The organism is Pseudomonadota bacterium, from assembly GCA_023229365.1.
Classification (GTDB): Bacteria; Myxococcota_A; Polyangia; order JAAYKL01; family JAAYKL01; genus JALNZK01.
Genome location: JALNZK010000126.1, coordinates 1 through 15,687, shown reverse-complemented (window position 1 = coordinate 15,687; position 15,687 = coordinate 1). Strand labels below are relative to the sequence as shown.

The 15,687-nt window shown below is 68.3% G+C and carries 15 protein-coding genes and 3 tRNA genes; 12 read left to right on the top strand and 6 right to left on the bottom strand.

Annotated elements, in window-relative coordinates; translation table 11 throughout:
• From M0R80_26845 to M0R80_26835, 3 genes are all read left to right on the top strand, one after another.
• Positions 1-2,722, top strand: a 2,722-nt coding sequence (locus tag M0R80_26845; protein MCK9463253.1) for a CusA/CzcA family heavy metal efflux RND transporter, incomplete at its 5' end; no start/stop codon positions are given.
• A 349-nt stretch (positions 2,723-3,071) separates the two neighbouring features.
• Complete coding sequence (gene wrbA, locus M0R80_26840) at positions 3,072-3,683, top strand: NAD(P)H:quinone oxidoreductase (GenBank protein MCK9463252.1); 612 nt, start codon at positions 3,072-3,074, stop codon at positions 3,681-3,683.
• Positions 3,684-3,859: 176 nt separating this feature from the next.
• Positions 3,860-4,450, top strand: a complete 591-nt coding sequence (locus M0R80_26835) for a superoxide dismutase (GenBank protein ID MCK9463251.1) — start codon at positions 3,860-3,862, stop codon at positions 4,448-4,450.
• Positions 4,451-4,625: 175 nt separating this feature from the next.
• Here the strand turns inward: M0R80_26835 and M0R80_26830 are convergent, their stop codons facing one another.
• Positions 4,626-5,267 (bottom strand): hypothetical protein, encoded by a 642-nt coding sequence (locus M0R80_26830; GenBank protein ID MCK9463250.1) that lies wholly within the window; start codon positions 5,265-5,267, stop codon positions 4,626-4,628.
• Between the two features lie 128 nt (positions 5,268-5,395).
• Between M0R80_26830 and M0R80_26825 the strand changes: the two genes are divergently transcribed.
• Together M0R80_26825 and M0R80_26820 are read left to right on the top strand one after the other, a co-directional pair.
• Complete coding sequence (locus M0R80_26825; GenBank protein ID MCK9463249.1) at positions 5,396-6,280, top strand: helix-turn-helix domain-containing protein; 885 nt, start codon at positions 5,396-5,398, stop codon at positions 6,278-6,280.
• Complete coding sequence (locus M0R80_26820; GenBank protein MCK9463248.1) at positions 6,270-7,370, top strand: tyrosine-type recombinase/integrase; 1,101 nt, start codon at positions 6,270-6,272, stop codon at positions 7,368-7,370. Before M0R80_26825 ends, M0R80_26820 begins: the two co-directional genes overlap by 11 nt.
• 84 nt (positions 7,371-7,454) lie before the next feature.
• On the opposite strand, the gene M0R80_26815 is transcribed toward M0R80_26820, so the two are convergent.
• The 3 genes from M0R80_26815 to M0R80_26805 form a co-directional block, all read right to left on the bottom strand.
• Positions 7,455-7,528: transfer RNA gene (locus M0R80_26815), tRNA-Arg, on the bottom strand.
• An 18-nt stretch (positions 7,529-7,546) separates the two neighbouring features.
• A tRNA-Ser gene (locus M0R80_26810) sits at positions 7,547-7,636 on the bottom strand.
• Positions 7,637-7,667: 31 nt separating this feature from the next.
• Positions 7,668-7,752, bottom strand: a tRNA-Ser gene (locus M0R80_26805).
• Positions 7,753-7,886: 134 nt separating this feature from the next.
• Between M0R80_26805 and M0R80_26800 the strand changes: the two genes are divergently transcribed.
• Positions 7,887-8,387, top strand: a complete 501-nt coding sequence (locus tag M0R80_26800) for a hypothetical protein (protein MCK9463247.1) — start codon at positions 7,887-7,889, stop codon at positions 8,385-8,387.
• A complete protein-coding gene (gene murB / locus M0R80_26795; protein ID MCK9463246.1) occupies positions 8,384-9,322 on the top strand; it encodes a UDP-N-acetylmuramate dehydrogenase in 939 nt (312 codons plus the stop codon). Before M0R80_26800 ends, murB begins: the two co-directional genes overlap by 4 nt.
• Here murB and M0R80_26790 read toward each other — a convergent pair whose 3' ends face one another.
• Together M0R80_26790 and M0R80_26785 are read right to left on the bottom strand one after the other, a co-directional pair.
• Entirely contained in the window at positions 9,323-10,402 is a 1,080-nt protein-coding gene (locus M0R80_26790; protein MCK9463245.1) for an FHA domain-containing protein, read from the bottom strand.
• Between the two features lie 10 nt (positions 10,403-10,412).
• Positions 10,413-11,357 carry an FHA domain-containing protein gene (locus tag M0R80_26785; protein ID MCK9463244.1) on the bottom strand — a complete coding sequence of 315 codons (945 nt, stop codon included), beginning with the start codon at positions 11,355-11,357 and terminating at the stop codon, positions 10,413-10,415.
• A gap of 213 nt (positions 11,358-11,570) precedes the next feature.
• Between M0R80_26785 and M0R80_26780 the strand changes: the two genes are divergently transcribed.
• The 5 genes from M0R80_26780 to M0R80_26760 all read left to right on the top strand — a co-directional run.
• Complete coding sequence (locus M0R80_26780; protein ID MCK9463243.1) at positions 11,571-12,128, top strand: TlpA family protein disulfide reductase; 558 nt, start codon at positions 11,571-11,573, stop codon at positions 12,126-12,128.
• Complete coding sequence (gene amrS / locus M0R80_26775) at positions 12,125-13,165, top strand: AmmeMemoRadiSam system radical SAM enzyme (protein ID MCK9463242.1); 1,041 nt, start codon at positions 12,125-12,127, stop codon at positions 13,163-13,165. The genes M0R80_26780 and amrS overlap by 4 nt, the downstream gene beginning before the upstream one ends.
• Complete coding sequence (locus M0R80_26770; protein ID MCK9463241.1) at positions 13,162-13,935, top strand: hypothetical protein; 774 nt, start codon at positions 13,162-13,164, stop codon at positions 13,933-13,935. Before amrS ends, M0R80_26770 begins: the two co-directional genes overlap by 4 nt.
• Positions 13,936-14,112: 177 nt before the next feature.
• The gene (locus M0R80_26765; GenBank protein ID MCK9463240.1) at positions 14,113-15,177 is read left to right on the top strand and encodes a hypothetical protein; all 1,065 of its coding nucleotides are present in this window, start codon (positions 14,113-14,115) and stop codon (positions 15,175-15,177) included.
• 245 nt (positions 15,178-15,422) lie between these two features.
• The coding region (locus M0R80_26760; GenBank protein ID MCK9463239.1) for a hypothetical protein at positions 15,423-15,687 on the top strand (265 nt) is incomplete at its 3' end.

Sequence of the window (15,687 nt, the reverse complement as noted above, 5' to 3'; positions counted from 1 at the left end):
GGGGTTCGTGAAGCAGTACCAGATCACCGTGGATCCGAACCGGCTGCGCGCGTTCGACGTCCCGCTCGGCGCGGTCGTCGAGGCGATCCGGCAATCGAACGCCGAGGTCGGCGGGCGGCTCCTCGAGTGGGGCGGCGCCGAGTACATGGTGCGGGCGCGCGGCTACGCCAAGTCGGTCGACGACTTCGAGCGGATCGTGGTGAAGACCGGCGAGGGCGGCGTGCCCGTCCTCCTGCGCGACGTCGCCCGGGTCGCGCTCGGGCCGGAGATCCGTCGCGGCGTCTCCGACCTGGACGGCCTCGGCGACACGGTCGGCGGCATCGTCGTGATGCGGCACGGTGAGAACGCGCTCAACGTGATCACGGCCGTGAAGGAGAAGATCGCCTCGCTCGAGTCGTCGCTCCCCGAGGGGGTCGAGATCGTCACCACCTACGACCGCGCGGATCTCATCGAGCGCGCGCTCGGCACCCTGACGCACGAGCTCGTCATCGAGATGATCATCGTCGCGCTGGTGATCCTCCTGTTCCTCTGGCACGTCCCGTCGTCCATCGTCCCGATCATCACGATCCCGATCTCCGTATTGGTCGCGTTCATCCCGCTCTACCTGCTCGGGATCTCGGTGAACATCATGTCGCTCGCCGGGATCGCCATCTCGGTAGGCGTGCTGGTCGACGGCGCCATCGTCGAGGTGGAGAACGCCTACAACAAGATCCATCGCTGGGAGATGGCCGGCCGGCCGGGCGACTTCCACAGCGTGCGGCTCGAGGCGCTCCTCGAGGTCGGCCCGTCGGTCTTCTTCTCGCTCCTCGTCGTCGCCGTGGCGTTCCTGCCGATCTTCGCGCTCGTGGATCAGGAAGGTCGGCTGTTCAAGCCGCTCGCGTACTCGAAGAACCTGGCCATGGCGGTGGCCGCGATCCTCGCGATCACCTTGGACCCGGCGCTCAGGATGCTGTTCGCGCGCATCGACCCGTTTACGTTCAAGCCGCGGTGGATAGCCCGCCTCGCGAGCGCCGCGATGGTCGGCACCTATCGCTCGGAGGAGCGCCACCCTATGAGCCGGGCGATCTCCCGCGTCTACGATCCGGCGTGCCGATTCGTGCTGCGCCACCCGAAGGCGACCATCGCCACCGCGTTTCTGCTCGTCGCGGCGAGCGTTCCCGTCTACCTCTTCGGCCTCGGGCGGGAGTTCATGCCGCCGCTCAACGAGGGGACGATCCTGTACATGCCGACGACGATGCCCGGGATCTCGGCGGCGACCGCCGAGGAGCTCCTCCGGACCCAGGATCGCGTGCTCCGATCGTTCAAGGAGGTGGAGCGCGTGTTCGGCAAGGCGGGCCGGGCGGACACCGCAACCGATCCGGCGCCGCTCTCGATGATGGAGACGACCGTCGTGCTCAAGCCCGAATCATCGTGGCGGCCCAAGCAACAGTGGTACTCGTCCTGGCTCCCGGAGCCCCTGAAGCCGCTCGTCCGCCCGTTCTGGCCGGATCGGATCTCCTGGGAGGAGCTCGTCGCCGACATGGACAGGAAGCTCCAAATCCCGGGAGTGACCAACGCCTGGACGATGCCTATCAAGGCGCGGACCGACATGCTCACGACCGGCGTGCGGACGCCGATCGGCATCAAGATCTTCGGCGCGGACGTCAAGGAGATCGAGCGGATCGGAGCGAGGATCGAAACCGCGATCCGGACCGTTCCCGGCACGCGCAGCGTCTACGCGGAGCGGGTCGCGGGCGGCACCTTCGTCGACTTCACGACCAATCCCTCCCAGCTCGCGCGTTACGGCCTGACCGTCGCGCAGGTGCAGACGGTGATCTCGACCGCAATCGGCGGCGAGAACATCACGACGACGGTCGAGGGGCGCGAGCGATACCCGGTCAACGTCCGCTACCCGCGGGAGCTGCGCGACGATATCGACAAGCTCCGGCGCGTGCTCGTGGCGACTCCTGCCGGAATCCAGGTGCCGCTCGCGGAGGTGGCCGACATCCGGGTCGTCCAGGGGCCGTCGATGCTGCGAGACGAGAACGGTTTCCTGGCCGGGTACGTCTACGTCGACGTCACGGGACGCGACATCGGCGGCTACGTCGAGGAGGCGAAGCGCGTCGTGGATCGCGCCGTCGCAAGGCCACCCGGCTACACCCTCCAGTGGAGCGGCCAGTACGAGAACATGCAGCGCGTGAACGAGCGGCTCAAGGTCGTCGTGCCTATCACGCTCGCGCTGATCTTCGTGCTCCTGTTCCTCAACACCCGCTCCGGTTTCAAGGCGCTCGTGGTGATGCTGGCCGTGCCGTTCTCCGCCATCGGCGCCATCTGGCTGTTCTGGCTGCTCGACTACAACGTCTCGATAGCGGCCTGGGTCGGCATGATCGCGCTCCTCGGCCTCGACGCGGAGACCGGCGTGTTCATGCTCCTGTTCCTCGATCACTCCTACGACGAGGCCGAGCGGGAGGGGAGGCTCCGCTCGATGGAAGAGCTCGATGTGGCGATCCTGCACGGGGCCGTGAAGCGCGCGCGCCCCAAGATGATGACCGTCGCGGCCGCCTTCATGGGCCTCCTGCCGATCATGTGGTCCACCTCGGCGGGCGCCGACGTCATGAAGCGGATCGCCGCACCGATGATAGGCGGGCTCGTCACGTCCTTCCTCCTCGAGCTCCTCGTCTACCCCGCGATCTACAAGCTGTGGAAGGGGCGGGCGATGAGGACGGCCCGTTTGACGTCATAGAGGCATGATTCAGGGGCGGGCCATCCGCCGAACGGGCGCCTCGAAGGCAATCATTTCGATTGGGGCCCCGCGCAATTTTGATGGATGGAACCTCACCCAGGCACAGGTCACCGCCTCAACCCACTGAAAACGCGCGATACGTATACGTGGCACGGAAGCTGCTTGGGGTCATGTCGACTTTCGGCCGATTTGCTGGGGCGGGGCCAGTCTTGCAAACAGGCAGGCGCTCATCGGATCCGGAAGTCACATTTTACCATTCACTGGCGTTTCCAAAGGAAGCGCCGGCGTTCATCGTGAAAGATTCCCACGGCAGGACGGGCATCACAACCCACGGATGAAAGGAACCCCAATGAAGGTCCTCGTGCTCTTCTATTCGACCTACGGACACGTCTTCCGCCTCGCGCAGGCGGTCGCCGAAGGCGCCCGCGAGACTCCGGGCGTCGATGCGGTGATCAAGCGCGTTCCTGAAACGCTGCCCGCCGGCGTGATCGACGCCTTGGGCGCGACGGAGGCACAGAAGGCCTTCGCCGGCGTGCCCCTCGCCGTCGTCGACGATCTCGCGGACGCCGGCGCCATCGTCTTCGGGACGCCGACACGGTTCGGGAACATGGCGGGCCAGATGCGGCAGTTCCTCGACGCGACGGGTGGTCTCTGGGTCCAGGGCACGCTCGTCGGCAAGGTCGGGAGCGTCTTCACGAGCTCCGCGACCCAGCACGGCGGCCAGGAGTCCACGATCCTGAGCTTCCACACGACGCTCTTCCACCACGGCATGGTCGTCGTGGGGTTGCCGCCGACGTTCCCGGGACTCGGTCGCATCGACGAGATCACGGGCGGGTCGCCGTACGGGGCGTCGACGATCACCGGGGCCAAGGGCGAGCGCATGCCGAGCGAGAACGAGATCGCGGCTGCTCGATTCCAGGGAAGGCACGTGGCGCAGATCGCGAAGAAGCTGTCGGCGTAACCGATCAGTGCCGTTCGAGAAACCACCGGATGAGGGAGACCCAGATGAACAGACGCGCGTTTCTAGTGACCACGGGCGCTGGCGCCGTGGGGCTGGCGGCGGGGATCGCCGCCTGCGGCGCACACAGGACCGCCGGCATCGCGCCGGCACTAACAGACCACAAGGAGGACAAGACCATGGCCATCGCCCTTCCGACCCTGCCCTACGACGTCGCGGCCCTCGAGCCGCACCTTTCGAAGGAGAACCTGGAATTGCACCACGGCAAGCACCACAACGCCTACGTGGTGAACCTGAACAAGCTGATCGAGGAAGGCAAGGCTGACGGCGCCAAGTCCCTCGAGCAGATCATCATGGCCGCGCCCGAGGGGCCGGTATTCAACAACGCGGCCCAGGTCTGGAACCACACCTTCTACTGGCACTGCATGAAGCCCGGCGGCGGCGGCCCGCCTTCCGGCGCCCTGCTGGACGCCATCAACCGCGACTTCGGCTCCTTCGACAAGTTCAAGGAGGAGTTCACCAGCGCCTCTGTCTCGCAGTTCGGCTCGGGCTGGGGCTGGCTCGTGGCCGAGGGCGGGAAGCTCAAGATCGTCAAGACCTCGAACGCGGACCTGCCGATGAAGCACGGCCAGGCCGCGCTGCTCACCTGCGACGTCTGGGAGCACGCCTACTATCCGACCCACAAGAACCTGCGCCCCAAGTACGTCGAGGTCTTCCTCGCGAACCTGGTGGATTGGGGCTTCGTGGCCAAGAACCTGGCGGCGGCCTAGCCCGAGCTTGTGAGGAAATCGACGACCGAGCAGATCGAGGCGAGCTCGGTGCGCACTGCCGGATCCGCGCCCGGCCCCCGACCCGCGGGGAGGGGGACGTATCGAAGAACTGCCGTGATGAAACCCGTGATGAAACCCGTGATGCGCCCCGTGACGGAAAGTGTGATTGCGGAGATCAATCGGGAGCGAGGTTGCGCGGGGTCAGCGTCCGCAGCCTCTCCAGATCCTCCGGGGTCAAGGTTCCGTCCCGTCGCTTCTGATCCAGCTCGAAGACGAGCTTCCAGTAGGCGCGCTCCTCCTGCGCGGTCTGCTTGATCTTGCCCACCGCGGCGAGGCGCCTCTGTTCCTTTTCGATAACCGTGCCGCGGGGCTTCAGCTGTTGCCCGGCGTAGGCGTAGTTCACGACGGTGGAAGCGCGCTCGCGGTTCACGAATCCCGCGATCTTGCGCAGGAGGACCGCCGCCCTGCCGGTCTCGTCTTTCCTTGCGGCGGCCGTCGGCCGGGGAGCAGGCGCCGCGTCGGTGCCGGGCTCCTTCGACACGCCCCAAAGATCGGGGTAGGGCGCGAGGAGGCGCGCGCACTCCTCGGCGAGCCGCTTCGCCTCGGCGCGGTGCTCGGAGAGGATCATGTTCTCGATGAGGCCGAGGGCGTTCTTCGGGTCGCCGAGCAGAAAACCCTGCACGATCTGACAAGCCGCGTCGAACGGCATGCCCTGGATGGTCTGGTTGATACTGCGGCCGAGAGCGGCGCGCGCTGCGTTCTTCTTCGGCCCCGACCCGGCCCGTGCCCCGCCGCGTTTTCCGTTTGAACAGCTCACACCGTCGCCTCTCCATTCCGTGTTTCAACTGAGTCATGAACACCGACGCGCGCGAGAGTTGGACGCGCGGCGCGGGCGGAAAGATGCAAAGCGGCACCGAACGCTGCACATCCGCCGGGAGGACGAGCATGGACGACGACGAGAAGATCGACATCTCCTATCGCGGGCTCGAGAAAATGACAGGCACCAGGTGCGACACGCCCGAGTATGGGCCGGAGGCGTACATGGTGACCCCGAACCCCTGCGTGCTCATGGTCGCCCTGCAGAAGCGCGGTTACTACGGGAAGATCGCGTTGGCGAGGTTCGAGATCTGGTTGGTAGGCGATCGCAAACTCTCTCCCGCGACCGCCAAGCGCAAGCGACGACTGGTCTGGGGTTGCCAGTGTGATTACCCCGGAGAGCCATGGGAGAAGGTGTTCCACGGACACCAGGGAGATCGCAGCCGCGGAGCGACGACGTTCAACTACACCTCCGAGATCCGGAGGGCGCTGCGGGACTACGCCGAGTTTTTGATGGAGGATCCGGAGTCGGACGCCGAGGAGAGGGAAGAAGGTCGCGCGCTCCTCGTCCATCTCCGCTACAAGATCGAGGAAAGCGAGGTGCGGATCGCGCTGCGCGCCGCCGAGTCCGGACGAAGGAAGTCGAAGCCCAAGGGTTTCGCGTCGCCACCGCTGTCGCAGGGTCTACCCGCGCTGCCGGTGTCGACGCCGCACCCGCTTCTGCTTCCGGCGCCGCCCGCGCAGCCGAGCTCCCCGCCACCACCTCCGCCGAAGCCCGAGATCTCCCCCGAGTCGCTGAAGGAAAAGGTATGGCTCAGCTACGCCGAGGCCGCCATCTACTGCTGCCTGTCGCTCGGGCACCTGCGCAACCTCGTCTCCGCGGACGCGATCCCGGTCTACGGCGGGCCGCGGTCGCGAAAGTTTCGACGAGATATGCTAGATTTGTGGATGACGGACCGTGATGCCGCGATGCGCAAGTTCCGGCTGGAGAGAGAGGCGCATCATGGCGATTGAGGTTCACGTCAGGAAGCTGGCGGAATCGTGGCAGTACGACTTCAAGCCTCCCGGCGAGCCCCGGGAGAGGAAAGGAGGCTTCAGGACGAAGCAGGCGGCGCTCTGCGCCGGGCAGAAGAGGCTCGCGGAGGTCGAGCTGGGCGCGAGGAAGATCACGTTCGAGCAGGCGTTCCGCGACTACCTCGCGGCGACGCAGATGAAGAACCGGGCGAAGGACGCCTACGAGCACCACTGGAAGCGCATCGGGCCGCTCCTCGGCTACCTCTACATAGAGGAGATCACGACGTCGGAGCTCGACCGGTTCAAGCAGCGGCTGCCGCGCGACCTCGGACCGCAGACGGTCAACCACCACCTCACGCTGATCCGCGCCGTGCTCAGGTTCATGTGGAAGAGGGAGAAGCTCTCGCGGCTGCCGTACATCCCGACGCTCAGCGTGCCGAAGAGGGACGCGCCCTGGTACACGACGGAGGAACGCGATCTGCTCCTCGACGGGCTGTTCCGCCTCCGGCCGCGCTGGTACCTCTTCTTCTACCTGACGTGTCGGCTCGGCCTGCGCCGAGGGGAGGTGTACGCGATCTCACGAGACAAGATCCGGGAGGATCCGCCGCAGCTCGTCGTCGACGTCCAGGTGGAGATGGGCACGAAGACCCGGCCCGCGCAGATCGGCACGCGCAAGAACAACGAGGCGTACACGCTGGAGGTGACGCGGGACGTGCTCGACGCGATCCGGTGGCACATCGACCAGGGGTACGCCGGCGAACGGTTCCTGTTCTCCGACGACGGGACGTTCCCGAGGTGGCTGGACAGCTACAAGCACCCGCTCCTGTTCGTGCAGCGCGAGCTGGATCTGCGGGAGCTCGGCCACCACGCGATCGGGCGGCACTCGGTGGCGAGCCAGGCGGCGACGGGCGGCGAGTCGATCAAGGCGATACAGGCGCAGCTCGGGCATCGCTGCGAGTCGAGCACGCACCGCTACACTCACCTGGGATCGCGCGCGCAGCTGCACGTCGTGGAGTCGCTGACCCCGGCCGTCCGGCCGCACGAGGGGAAGAGCCTGGAGCAGGGAAACGATCACCGCGCGGCCGGCTGACAAATCGTCTTCCGTGTCAACGTCGTGTCAACGGGCAAGAAAAAGGGCACCTGCGGCTTTCCGTAAGTGCCCAATTTCATTCCGCGCACCCAGCGCGATTCGAACACGCGACCCTCGGTTCCGTAGACCGATGCTCTATCCAGCTGAGCTATGGGTGCATCTCTATTCCCAAGCGGCGGAGAGGGAGGGATTCGAACCCTCGGTACCCTTTTGAGGTACACACGATTAGCAATCGTGCGCCTTCGACCGAACTCGGCCACCTCCCCAACTTCGATCACGACAAGTCGCCAAAGTCGGCGGAGGAGCAGGGATTCGAACCCCGGGAGCCTTTCGACTCAACGGTTTTCAAGACCGCCGCCTTCGACCACTCGGCCACTCCTCCAGCTTGTAAAAGAGCCCGGCCTCTCGGCCAAGGGTCGCCATTTAGCCAAAGGTGGCGCGGCTTGTCAAGCGCGCCAAACCGGTCCAAACTGGCCTCGCGAGCCGGCCGCAAGCGGGGCTCGAAGGAGGCTTTCGATGCGTCAGGACGCCTGGGGGGTGGTGCTCGCCGTGATCGCGCTCTCGTGCCTCGTCGCGGCCTGCGGCGACGAGTTGCCGAAGGGTCTCCTGCCGCCGGCGACCGCGGACGCGGACACCGACTCGGACGGCGACTCGGACGGCGACTCGGACAGCGACTCGGACGGCGACAGCGACTCGGACGGCGACTCGGACGGCGACAGCGACTCGGACGGCGACAGCGACTCGGACGGCGACTCGGACGGCGACTCGGACGTCGACTCGGACAGCGACGGCGACACCGATAGCGAGGCGTTGTCGTGCTCCGACGCGCTCCTGTGCCTCGTCGACGGCAGCGACATCCTCTCCTGCATCACCAATATCGATACCGATGCGCAGGATCTCATGTGGGATCTCGCCGGGTGCCTGACCATGGCGGGCTGTCTCTGGTCCGGCGACATCCTGACCTGCGCCTACGAAAACTGCCCGGAAGAGACAATCGCGTGCGTGGCTGACTTTTGAGCACGGCGCGGATCCAGCTCAAGGCGGCGCTCGAGGAGAGGCTCGGAGCCGAGGTTCTCGAGAACGCGGCGCTGAGCGCGCACACGTCGTTCCGCATCGGCGGCCCGGCGGCGCTGCTCGCGCGCGCGACCCGGATCGAGGAGCTCCAGGCGGCGCTCGAGACGGCGAGCCGCGCCGGGATCCCGGTGCTCGTCCTCGGCGGCGGCACCAACCTCCTCGTGAGCGACGCCGGCTTCGACGGCCTCGCGCTGCGCGTGGAGATAGGCGGCGTCGAGGTGAGCGAGGGCGGGCGGCGCGTCACGGCCGGCGCCGGGGTCGCCACCGCGGCGGTCGTCGAGCGATCGATCGCAGCGGGGCTCGCGGGGCTCGAGTGCGCAGCCGGGCCCCCGGGGACGATCGGCGGCGCGATAGGGGGCAACGCGGGCTGCTTCGGCGCGGCCATCGGCGATCGCCTGGCGTCGGCGACGCTGGTCACGCGCGAAGGCGAGGTGATCGAGGTCGCCGATCCGGGCTGGTTCGCGTTCGCCTACCGCAGCTCGCGGCTCGCCCGGGCAGGGGCCGTGATCGCCCGCGCCGCGTTCGCGGTCGAGCCCGGTGATCGCGCGCGCCTCGAGGAGATCTCCGCCAGAAACCGCGGCGTGCGGCGGGAGAAGCACCCGGCGCGGGGGGCGCGAACCGCGGGCTCGTACTTCAAGAACCTGCCGCCCGAGTCGCCCGGCGGCCCGAGGCGCGCTGCCGGCGCGCTGCTCGATCAGGTCGGCGCCAAGGCGATGCGGGTCGGCGACGCGGCCGTCTTCGAGCGGCACGCCAACATCATCGTGAACGAGGGCACCGCGACCGCGCGGGACGTCCTCGCCCTGGCCGGGAAGATGCGCGCGGCGGTGCTGGATCGCTTCGGCGAGGAGCTCGAGCCGGAGGTCAGGTTCGTGGGGTGATTAGACGTCGACGCGGAACAGCTGCGCGCCCATGAGCAGGAAGTCTCCCGGCTTCACGTTCGTCCGGCCGTTCACCTTGAAGTACGATCCGTTCGAGCTGCCGAGATCGACGATGAAGTACTTCTTCCCCTCGCAGTAGATGCGCAGGTGCACGCCCGAGACGTAGCCGTCCTCCGGGAACAGGATGTTGCCCCGCTCGCGGCCGAGGATGACCCCGTCGCCGCCGACCGGGAACGAGTTGCCGAGCCGGCCCTTGCCGACGATCAGCGACAGCCGGCCCCATAACCCCTCGATCGGCGATCCCATCTTCTCGGTGCCGTCGCCCATCGGCGCGCCGCGGTCGATCGCCTCGAACAGGATGAGCTCCTGGCCGATGCGGAACACGTCGCCCGACCGGATCTCCTGCGGGTTCTGCGGCGTCACCTTGACATAGACGCCGTTGAGGCTCCCCTCGTCGCGGACGGTGACCGACTCGCCGCGGTTCGACTTGAACACCGCGTGCCGCGGGGAGAGGTACGCGTCCTGGGCGAAGAACCCTCCCGCGTCCCGGCCGACCGCGACCTCGGAGGTCGGGATCTCGACCGTGCCGCCTTCGGTGCCGTCCGGCTGGATGAGCACGAGCCGCGCCGAGTCCTTGGCGAAGCCGGTGATCGGCGCAGCCGCGGGGGCGGCGCCCGGTATCGGCGTGCCGCACGCACCGCAGAACGCGAACCCGGGCTGGATGCGCGCGCCGCAGCTCGAGCAGATCGACGTATCCACCGCCTGGGGCGCTGGCGCCGGTGCGGGTGCCGGTGCAGGCGCCGGTGCCGGCGCGGCCGCGGGTTGCGGCTGGGGCGCGGGCTGCGGCTTCGGCGCTGGCGCGGCCGTGGGCTGCGGCTTCGGCGCGGGTGCCGGGGCTGCCGCCGGCTTCGGCGCCTGCGGCGTGAAGTGCTCCATCTGGACGGCGGCGACCCCCGCCGGCGGCGTCGTCGTCGCGAGCGGCTTCTCGTCAGCGCCGGCGCGCGGGAGATCGGATCCGCAGCCGAGGCAGAACTTGTAGTGGTCCTGGTTTTCTTTTCCGCAAGTTGGACAGAGTATCACCTTGGACCTCCTATGATGCGATCTCGACCCTGAGCAGCTGCCGGCCCAGGAAGATGTAGTCGCCGTGCGTGAGCTCGTGCTCGCCGCCGATCTTCACGTACGTCCCGTTCTTGCTCCCGAGATCGACCAGCATCAGCCGCCCGGCGACGAGCTCGACCTTCACGTGGTTCCCCGAGATGTACGGGTCGTTCGGGAAGTTCATGTCGCACGCTTCCCGGCCGATCATGACGACGTTCTCGTGGGAGCAGACGACCATCCCGTCGCCGCCACCCTCGAGCACCTGCACGACTCGGAAGGAGCTGTCCGTCCGCGGGCTCGCGAAGAAGAACGTGCCGTCGGCCTCCGCGTCGTCCGAGAACGGGGCCACGCTCTCGATGCGGAAGACCTGCTCTCCGGCCATGAACATGGCGCCAGGCGACACCTCGGTCGGCCCGCGGAGCGCGATGAAGACGCCGTTGACGCTCTTCTCGTCGCGCACGCGGAGCGCCCCGTCGATGTAGATGAAGTTCGCGTGCTTCGGCGAGAGCCACTTGTCCTCGGTGAACAGGATCGGGCCGTCCTGGCGGCCCGCGACGTGCTCGGTCGAGTTCAGGTGGTAGGAGATCCCGTCCATCCCCTCGCCCTTGATCAAGATGAGTTTGGCCTTACCCGGGGTCTGCATGTCGCCGAAGTAGCTCGGATCCCTGGGAGCCGCGTCGGCGTCGGTCGCCGTGCCGCACTTGCCGCAGAACTTGTGGCCCCCGGGAACCTGGCTGTAGCACGACTTGCAGATATAATGGCGTGCTTGCTCCATGGGCTCTTCCTCTGCTCCTTTTTGTGCCGCCGAGGGCGGCTCTCCACTCTTCAGGACAGGGCCGCTCGCCAACGCCAACGAGCTGCCGCATTCGCTGCATTCGGTCGATTCGATCGGGTTCAACCGATCGCAATTTCCACAAGCAATACCGGCAACGGTCATCCGAACGCCCGCGCTTCAATTAGGAAGTGACATTGTGTTCGAAAGCCGTCGATGGGTCAATACAAATCGGACGCGTCATCGCCGGACTAACCCGCAGTAATCCCACGACTATTGGCCAGCGCCGCGGCCGCCCCTGGCCCCCGAGCCGGCGCCGGTTGGCGTCGCCCGGTCGCTGTGCTACGGTCTTCGGCGCCCTCGAACAAGGAGCACCGCATGAGAAGCAGAGCCGGTCTCGCCGCAGGATTCTTCTTTCTGGCCATCTGCGCCGCGTCGTGCGGAGGGGCGCCCCCGGGCGGGGGAACGGCCTCCTCCACGCCGTCCACGCCGTCGTCCGGATCCGTGAGCGACTTCACGCTCGACGATGTCGACGGCCGGGCGCACTCGCTGTCGAGCTACCTCGGGAAGAACGTCATCCTCGTCTCCTTCTGGGCGACGTGGTGCGAGCCGTGCAAGAAGGAGATGGAGCAGCTCCAGACGCTCTACGACGCGCACAAGGACAAGGGGCTCATGATCCTCTCGATCTCCATGGACGAGCCGGAGACGCAGGGCGACGCGCGGCCGTTCGTCAAGCAGCGCGGCTTCACGTTCCCGGTGCTGCTCGACGCGGAGACGCTCGTTACGAACCAACTCAACCCGCGCCGCGCGGCGCCGTTCAGCCTGATCATCGGCCGCGACCAGAAGATCGTCTGGGATCACGAGGGCTACGTCCCGGGCGACGAGAAGAAGGTCGAGGCCGCGGTGCTCGAGGCGCTCGGCCTCGCGCAGCAGTGAGCCCGACGCGGCCGCAGCCCCCGCTCGCGAGGTTCGCCGAGCCGCTCGGAGAGGGCGCGGTCCGCTGCGGCCTGTGCCCGCACCGCTGCCGGATCGCGGAGGGCGGGCTCGGCGCGTGCCGCACGCGGCGCAACGATGGGGGCGACCTGCGCGTGACGACCCACGGGCTCCTGCTCGCCGCGGCCGTCGACCCGATCGAGAAGAAGCCGCTCTTCCACTACCGGCCCGGGAGCACGACGTTCTCGATTGCTTCGGCCGGGTGCAACCTCGTCTGCCCGTTCTGCCAGAACCACGGGCTGTCGCAGCGGTTGCGGGCCGGCGCCGACGAGGCCGGGGCGGCGGAGGCGTGGAGCGCGCCCGAGATCGTCGCCGCGGCGATCGACCGCGGGTGCGCGTCGATCGCGTTCACCTATTCGGAACCGGTGCTGTCGATCGAGCTCGCCGAGGAGGTCGCGGCGGCCGCGCGGCCGAAAGGCATCGACGTTGTCTTCGTCACGAACGGTCAGGTGAGCCGCGAGGGCGCGCAGGCTCTCTCGGGCGTCCTCGCCGCGGCGAACGTCGACTTGAAGAGCTTCGACGAAAGGGCGTACCGCGGCACGCTGGGAGGCGAGCTGTCCGCGACGCTCGACGCGATCCGGACGTGGCGCGCGGCGGGTGTGTGGATCGAGGTCACGACGCTCGTCATCCCGGGCTTCAACGACGGCGATGAGGAGATCGACCGGATCGCCGCGTTCGTCGCCGAGACCGATCCCGGGATGCCGTGGCACCTCTCGCGCTTTCACCCCGCGTTCCGCTGGGCCGACCGGCCGCCGACGCCGGAGGCGACGCTTCTGCGGGCCAGGGAGATAGGCCTCGCGCGCGGTGTGCGCCACGTCTATACCGGGAACCTGCCGGGCTCGGACGGCGAGAAGACGTTCTGCCCGGGGTGCGGCGCGGTGTTGATTGATCGCGTCGGGTATCGTATCCGTGACGTCGCGGTGGATCGGGGCCGCTGCCGCGCGTGCGGCGCGCCGATCGCCGGGGTGGGGTTGCCATGAGCGAACGGGTCCGCGTAGGGACGATCGGTTTTCCGCTGCGGGACAGGCGACGCGTGCTCGCTGCGGTCGAGATCGTCGAGCTCGGCGACGGGCGGTTCACGCCGCCGGCGAAGGCCGCGGCGAAGCGGATCAAGCGCGCCTGGCCGGGGTCGGTCGCGGTGTCGGCGCAGTGCTCGTCGTACCTCGTGGAGCGGCCCCGCGGGGGCGTGCAGCTGCCCGGCGCTCTCGCCGGCTACGGGGGGTTCGAGGCGAGCGAGGAGAACCTCGCGCTCTTCGCGCGGTGCACGGACTTCGCGGCCGCGGTCGAGGCGCGGTCGCTCGTCCTGATCACGCCGCCGTCGTTCACGCCCGGCCCGTCGAACCTCGCGCGGATGACCGCGTTCTTCGCGGCCGTGGAAAGGCGCGGGCTCGCGATCGTCTGGGAGCCGCACGGCCCGTGGGAGCACGAGCGCGCCGCGGCGCACGCGGCCGAGATGGGGCTCGTCCTCGCCGTGGATCCGCTGCGCGATCCCGCCCCCGAGGGGGACGCCGCGTACTTCCGGCTCGGGCCGTTCGCGTCGATGGGCTCGCGGCTCGGCCTGTACGATCTCGAGCGGCTCGCCGAGGCGGTGGCGCCGTTCTCGGACGTTTCCTGCGTGCTCGACACGCCCCGCGCCCTCGACGACGTGCGCAACCTGCGGGCCGTGCTCGCGGGTGGGACGCCCGACGAGGACCCCGGGCAGGACGGCGACGAGGACGACGACGAAGGCGACCCGCTCGACGCGGACTGAGGACGGACCCGCATTTTCCGCCAGACCGTCGGCCCCTACTGTGGCTCCAGCGCCACAGCGGACAGGCGTGACGAACCCGCCCGCGCCAGCGCCGCCGCGGCGTGGCGCTCTTGGCACCTCGCTTGCACGTGAGCAGCTCCACGAACGAACGGCGCGCCTCGCGCGGGGAGGTGGACGATGCTCTGGAGGGTGGCGGTAGCGGCGGCGATCATCGGGTGCGCGGCGGCGCGGGCCGCCAGCGCGGACGCCGGATCGGGCGGCGGGCGCTACGTCGTGTTCCCGCTCGAGGGGGTGAACGTGGCGCCGAGCAGCACGGGCGCGGCCACCGAGGTGCTCGTTTCGGCGCTCCGGAGCCGCGGCGTGGAGGTCGTGGACCTGGAGGAGCCGCGCGCCGCCGGGGAGAAGGGCGAGCTCGCGCGAGCCCGCGGCTGCACCGGCTACATCGACGGCAAGCTCGTGAAGCTCGGCGCGTTGATCCGCGTGTCGATCAACGAGCGCTCGCTCGACGGCCGGGTGCGCACGAGCCGCGACGCCGAGGCGAAGAACGACGACGATCTCGTGGGCGTGCTGGAGCGGATCTCCCTGGCGCTCGCCGGCGGGGCGTCGGTCGGCGCGACGCTGGATCTCGACAACGCGACGGTCGTCGAGACGCAGCGCAAGACGAACACCTACAAGATGGAGAAGAACTTCGGCATCGTCATGGGCGGCATGTTCGGCGTCGGCGACACGATGGACACGGGGATGCTGCTCGCGTTCGACGGCCGGCTCGAGACCGGAGATCTGCTCGTCGTGCTGAACGCCGGGATCGTCGTCGCGTCGGCGGATCTGTACGATGACTTCGCGGATGATGCGCACGTCGATTACGATTACGGCTACGGGGGGGACGCGATCGATTCCGAGCTCGACGATGACACGCCCGGGCTCCAGTTCTGGTTCGGATTCGACTTCGCGTACTACCTCACGCACACGCCGATCGCGCCGTACCTCGGCGCCGGGGTCGGGATGTTCGTGGGCGGTCGGGTGCACATCCGGGAGCGCGTCGACACCGATCACGACGGCTACAACGACGCGACCCGGTACTCCGACTCCCACCTCGGCCTCGACATGCACCCCACGGTCGGCGTGGAGCTGCTGCGCCATACGTCGATCCGGGTGCATTTTGAGCTTCGGTACGCGTTCGACATCGCGGAGCGCGGGCGCTTCGGCCACGGCCCGATGGTCCTGGCGGGCATCGATTTCTAGCCGGTGGATCCTTCTGACAAAAATGTCGCATTTTTCATACGCCGCTTCGGGGGAAGTTGTGGTGCGCGCGACACACCCGATGCGGCGCAGCGGGTCGCAGCCGGGGTCGAATCGCCGAAAGGCCGCGTGTTCGGCTTTAGGGGAAACGTTGGCATCGGGATTGCAGTGGATTCCGACGCGGTTTCCAGGCACACTGTGAGGGCGCTCGGCGGACGGGGAGCGACGCCAGCGCCGGGGAGGATGTCATGACGAAGAGGGTCGGAATCGCGGTCTGCGCAGCGGCCTGTCTGGCGGCCTTCGGCGCCGGCGCCGAGGAGAGGGCGGCCGGAGATCGGCTCGCCGTGTTCCCGCTCGAGGGGGTCAACGTGACCGGCAGCGTCGTGAACGCCTCGGGAGAGGTGCTCTCGTCCGCGCTCCGGGGCCAGGGGATTGACGTCGCCGAGTGGCAGGAGGGGTACCGCGCGCTGTATGGCGAGCAGGACCCCCCCCCTCCCCCTCCGCCCCCACCCC